Raw genomic sequence first — 4,855 nt, forward strand, 5'->3', positions numbered from 1 at the left:
GAATCTTCTATTAAACATCTTACGTTGAAATTTTCGGCAAAACCTCCGTAATTTTTTACGACAGTTATAACATTTTCAGACCCAGGTGAAACATTCCCTTTCGGCGAAAGAATTTTAAACACGCCAACATCGTGATAAGTTGGAAGGTTTACAATTACAGGTCCAACATTGTCGAAAGCGGCATACCAGTCATAATTTCCGGCATAGACAAATGCGACCTGGAAACTGTCAGCGGTATAAACCGATAAATCAACCGAATCCCATGCGTTGTTGAAAGTAGTCGTATAATCTTTGATCTGGTTCCAGGCAGACCATGTGTTGGAATTGCAAGTCCTTAAAAGAACTCTTAAAAAATCATTCCCCGAATAGAAATCAAAACAAAAACCCCATTTCAGATAATTTCCAAGCGATCCGACAAAAGGAGGAGACACGGCAGTGTCGACAACAGAGGTTCCCGCGGCGTCAGAGTCAATCCACATACTGTAATTTCCGTGCGCCGGGCAGTAAAAAGATGTGTCATAACCAGCATTGTATTTCTGAACACCCCATGCTCTCGGGTATGAAAAATATATCGCTGTATGAGTCCAGTTTTGGAAAGTGCTGTCCTCAAAATTCCATGTTATCGTGTCTGAAGCCCTTGATAAAACTCTGTTGTCTGAGTCCTGTGGGCTGTAATCCAGAGAGAAGGCGTTTAAGCCTAAAAAACAGAGTATGACAAAAACAGTGCCTGGTTTCATGTTCTTCTCCTTTTGCAATTTGAACATAGTTCTCATATTGCCTTAAGCGATCATGCTCTTAATATTTTGATTTTACTTGGTTTTTAGTATATTATACAACAGTAAATATCCTGTTAAAAAAACCACTGAGGATTTATGGATAAAAATGGTTTTGTAGAATTGCTAAAATCCCGACGAGTTTCTCCTGAAATAATCGAAAGACAAGTTCAAGCGGTATCTGATTATGAAGATTTCCTCTTTTCCATGAATAAAATTTTAGATGCGGACAATTCCAAACCGGAGCACATGAGGTCATACATCGACAAATTGATCTCAGAAAACAACAACACACCCGAAAATATAATTGCACTGACAAGATACGCCTATTTTGCAAAAAACAACCCTGTTTACATTTCTTTGTTCGAGCTTCTTGACGGAGAAGAATCTTTAAGAAATTTATACGCAAAAACCGAAAAAGTATTGAACACTGAAATGAGAGACAAAATTTTCCATGGAGTAAACATTCCCCCTCTTGGTGCGTCAAACGCAGTAAAATCTGCAGCTGCATTGCGAATAATACAAAGAATGGACAAATTCGTCGACCACGTGAAAAGGAAAAAAATATTTTCGTCATGCCTTAGAGACCTTCCCGACTCCTACTATGACTCAGACAAGAAGCTTTTCAAAAAATATAAAAACATCGAAACGTTTCTAAAGATAAAAAGAGAAAATTTCATTAATGATTTGATAAATTTGAAAAACAAAGGCGAATTATTTTTCGGGCAGGAAATAGACGATGAAGTAATTGCCTACGTGGAAAGCGATACAGAAATTTCATCGGGACGCCTTAACAGAAACATTCTCTACGTGACAAAAATTCCTTTTAGAACAAAAAAATTTCTCTCTGAAAAAGACCCTATACTGAAACGCTATTATTACTGCCACTGCCCTTGGGTTCGGGAATCAATAAAGGAACCGGGGAAAACTGTGTCGGAAACTTTTTGCTATTGCAGCGGCGGCTTCCACAAAAAAATGTGGGAAGTAATTTTTGGCAAGGAACTAAATTTCGAGGTTTTAGAGAGCATCCTTAAAGGCGATTTGCGTTGCAGGTTTGCCATATACTTACCTGAATAACCGACGGAATTGTTTCTATCCCTTAATTTCATGTTCAAGATGGGTCAAGCCGTAGAGAAAAGTGTATATTAGGGTCAGCAAAGCTGAAAAAATCGCCGAAAATACAACCGATTGTATATTTATATTCGATAAAAAACTCATAATTATTCCGAAAGGGTTGAGTATCGCGTCCCAACTGTTGTGACGGACAAACCTTCCGATGTAAATAGCATAACTTCCCAGAAACATAGCAATAAACATGCAAACAAAACTCGCGTATTGATTGAATATCTGGTCTATTGTTTTCTTGACGATATACAAAGAGACAAAACCGATAAAAAAACCCGTCAGAATAAATATCAGATAAATAACGAGATCATACCAGACGAGAAAAGTGCCGCTGTTCCTGAAATGGATGAAGTCTGTCACCATGTAGGGCGCGTTCGGGAAAAACAAAAGCCAGACAAAACCAAAAAAGGGCATTAATACAATTTTCAATTTTTTAAATCTCAAGTAGGATGCCGCGTTTATCAATACCGAAAACAACAAAGGAGCCCAAGCGAGAAACAAATTCCAAACCAGATAAAGAAAAAAATATCTACCCGTGTATAGCCTTCTCACAAAAATCATTGCGCAACCTAAAATTGAAAGGGCGTAAAGAGCTGAAAAACTGATAATTGTGTATTTATAACGCCCCAGATTCTGACCCGTTACATGTTTTAAACTTTTCATGTTCGGCCCCTTGAATTTATTGGTTCCAAAAGTTTTATTACATCTTCTCTCGTTGATTTTTCATCACGGAGTCTTTTCCTAAACCTGCTCAATCTCAGCGAAAAGACATATGGCTTGAGCTCGAATATTCCTCCAGCTTCCTTTGCGTTCAAACCTGTCAAACTCCAGATTGCATAAATAACTTTAAGAGTGACATCATTTCCTTTGTCCTTAATTATATCGTATTTATCCAATCCGTAATGCAGGGAAAAGAACTCAAGTATTTTTTTAGCCGTCATTTTTGGTTTGGGCGTCTCTGAATTAAAGCTGATCTTTTGTTTTAACTCTTTTCCGCTCAGCATTTCATCCGCCTAGCTTTTGTCTCCTACAAAAGATTTGAATACGACAGGCAGCTCTCAAGGATCTTTGGCGAGTATATTTTTTATCCTTCCATACCTCCAACATGAGATAGAAAGTTCTTTATCAAACCATTTTATCTCACCAAGCACATATTTATTTACGGTATAGTTTAGACTTCTGGATCTTTGCTCATAAGAATTTTCTGCTAACACCGCTCTCACGAGATTGTAAAAAATATGCCTGATTATGTTGCAGTAATATTTTTCTTTCTGAACAATTAACGCACTGTAACGTCTCTTGAAAACAATGCCCTTCCTTTTTCTGCTTTTTTTGTAGTACATCGTAAATTCTCTGTGAAATTGACTCATAAAAAAACGTGAACCAATATCCTGTATTTGATGCTGTAAAAGCAGAGTGTTTGTAGTAGTTTTTGACGATCTTGATATTCCTTGAAAAGCCAGAGGTCTTCATTACCACTGGTAATTATATGATATTCAGCTTTGGTCAGTTGGATCCTCAAAGGTCTTGACACATCGTAATTCTATGAAATAACAGCGTTATATGTCAAGACCTGGCACTAAAAAACGATTGATATCTGTCGATTGATGTTGTATAAAGAAAGAAAAACAATTTAATTGTAATAATAGTTGTTTTCTTCAAAGGAGAAATAGTTTGGAAGAAACCCCTTCGACGGGGAATTCTTTTCCTTGTAAGAGCTGTGGCGCGACGTTGGTCTACAAACCCGGCGAAAACTCCATGGTGTGCCCGTATTGCGGTTCAGTCAACAAATTCCAAATAGATCAAGAATCCATAGATGAAGCAGTAAAAGAACTCGATTATCATGTGTATATCGAAAAGGAAATAGACGATAAAGACCTCGAAGAAAAGATTACAATAAAATGCGACTCCTGTGGGGCTACATTCGCTTTTGACGAAAACATTTCAGCGGGTAATTGTCCATACTGCGGGATAAAGATTGTCGCACAAAAACAAACTAAAAAAGTGTTTCAACCAAAAGCTCTCCTCCCTTTCCATTTAGATAAAAATTCCGCAATGTCAAACTTCAGGAATTGGCTGAAAAAATTACATTTCGCGCCTAACGATCTAAAAAGGCTCGCTTCACCCGACATGCTTAAAGGCGTTTACATGCCTTTCTGGACATTTGATTCAGAGACCGACACACAATATTCCGGTCAAAGAGGTCAATATTACTACGAAGACGAAAAATACCAGACGACAGAAGGCGGTAAAAAAGTCGTCAAAACGAAGAAAACGAGAAAGACAAAATGGCAAATTGTAAACGGCAGAATAAAAAAATTTTTTAACGACATTCTCATAACGGCTTCCAAATCTCTTCACAGAAAATTTTCCCAAAAATTAGAACCCTGGGATTTTGAAAAACTTGTACCTTACGATGAAAAGTATATATCCGGTTTTCAGGTTCAAACCTATTCCGTAGGCTTGAAAGACGCTTTCGGTGAAGCAAAATCAATAATGGATTCTGTTATAAAAACCGAAATATTCAAGGATATTGGCGGAGATGAGCAAAAGATAGACGCCTATAAAATACAATTCAACAACCTTAAATTCAAGCATATACTTCTCCCGCTCTGGATAAGCGCTTACAGATACGGGGGAAAGACTTTCCAGTTTATAGTAAACGCAAGAACAGGAGAAGTTCACGGAGACAGACCTTATTCAAAGGTCAAAATTTTCCTGGCGATACTAGGAATCGTAGTTGCTATAATTTTGACCATTTTGATAATCAAGCAAATTGCCTTTTGATTTTTTAACCTTTAGGAGGTGCTCGAATGAAAAACTGTGTATTCATCATTACAGCCCTGGTGCTCTTCTCTTTGCCGCTTTTCGGCTGGCAGGAGAGCATAGACGGGAGCTGGGGGGCGACTGGACTGACAATAGACAGGACAGACGCTCAAGGGCTGCAACTAAATTTA

At 37.9% G+C, this 4,855-nt stretch carries 5 protein-coding genes; 2 read left to right on the top strand and 3 right to left on the bottom strand.

Annotated elements, in window-relative coordinates; translation table 11 throughout:
* Nucleotides 1-737: hypothetical protein (locus JXA84_07125; GenBank protein ID MBN1150971.1), on the bottom strand; the 737-nt coding region annotated here is incomplete at its 3' end.
* A 135-nt stretch (nt 738-872) separates the two neighbouring features.
* Between JXA84_07125 and JXA84_07130 the strand changes: the two genes are divergently transcribed.
* Nucleotides 873-1,850 carry a hypothetical protein gene (locus JXA84_07130; protein MBN1150972.1) on the top strand — a complete coding sequence of 326 codons (978 nt, stop codon included), beginning with the start codon at nt 873-875 and terminating at the stop codon, nt 1,848-1,850.
* A 15-nt stretch (nt 1,851-1,865) separates the two neighbouring features.
* Here JXA84_07130 and JXA84_07135 read toward each other — a convergent pair whose 3' ends face one another.
* Both JXA84_07135 and JXA84_07140 read right to left on the bottom strand, forming a co-directional pair.
* Nucleotides 1,866-2,561, bottom strand: coding sequence for a DUF1361 domain-containing protein (locus JXA84_07135; GenBank protein MBN1150973.1), 696 nt, complete (start codon nt 2,559-2,561; stop codon nt 1,866-1,868).
* Nucleotides 2,558-2,902, bottom strand: a complete 345-nt coding sequence (locus JXA84_07140; protein ID MBN1150974.1) for a hypothetical protein — start codon at nt 2,900-2,902, stop codon at nt 2,558-2,560. Before JXA84_07140 ends, JXA84_07135 begins: the two co-directional genes overlap by 4 nt.
* A gap of 670 nt (nt 2,903-3,572) precedes the next feature.
* On the opposite strand from JXA84_07140, the gene JXA84_07145 reads away from it, so the two are divergent.
* Nucleotides 3,573-4,685: a hypothetical protein gene (locus JXA84_07145; protein MBN1150975.1), complete on the top strand. Its 1,113-nt coding sequence runs from the start codon at nt 3,573-3,575 to the stop codon at nt 4,683-4,685.
* Nucleotides 4,686-4,855 lie beyond the last annotated feature (170 nt).

The organism is candidate division WOR-3 bacterium, from assembly GCA_016926475.1.
In the GTDB taxonomy this organism is placed as follows: domain Bacteria; phylum SDB-A; class SDB-A; order SDB-A; family SDB-A; genus JAFGIG01.

Coding starts and splice junctions, on each gene's coding strand:
- JXA84_07130 (MBN1150972.1), top strand. CDS start 873: ATGGATAAAAATGGTTTTGTAGAATTGCTAAAATCCCGACGAGTTTCT.
- JXA84_07135 (MBN1150973.1), bottom strand. CDS start 2,561: ATGAAAAGTTTAAAACATGTAACGGGTCAGAATCTGGGGCGTTATAAA.
- JXA84_07140 (MBN1150974.1), bottom strand. CDS start 2,902: ATGCTGAGCGGAAAAGAGTTAAAACAAAAGATCAGCTTTAATTCAGAG.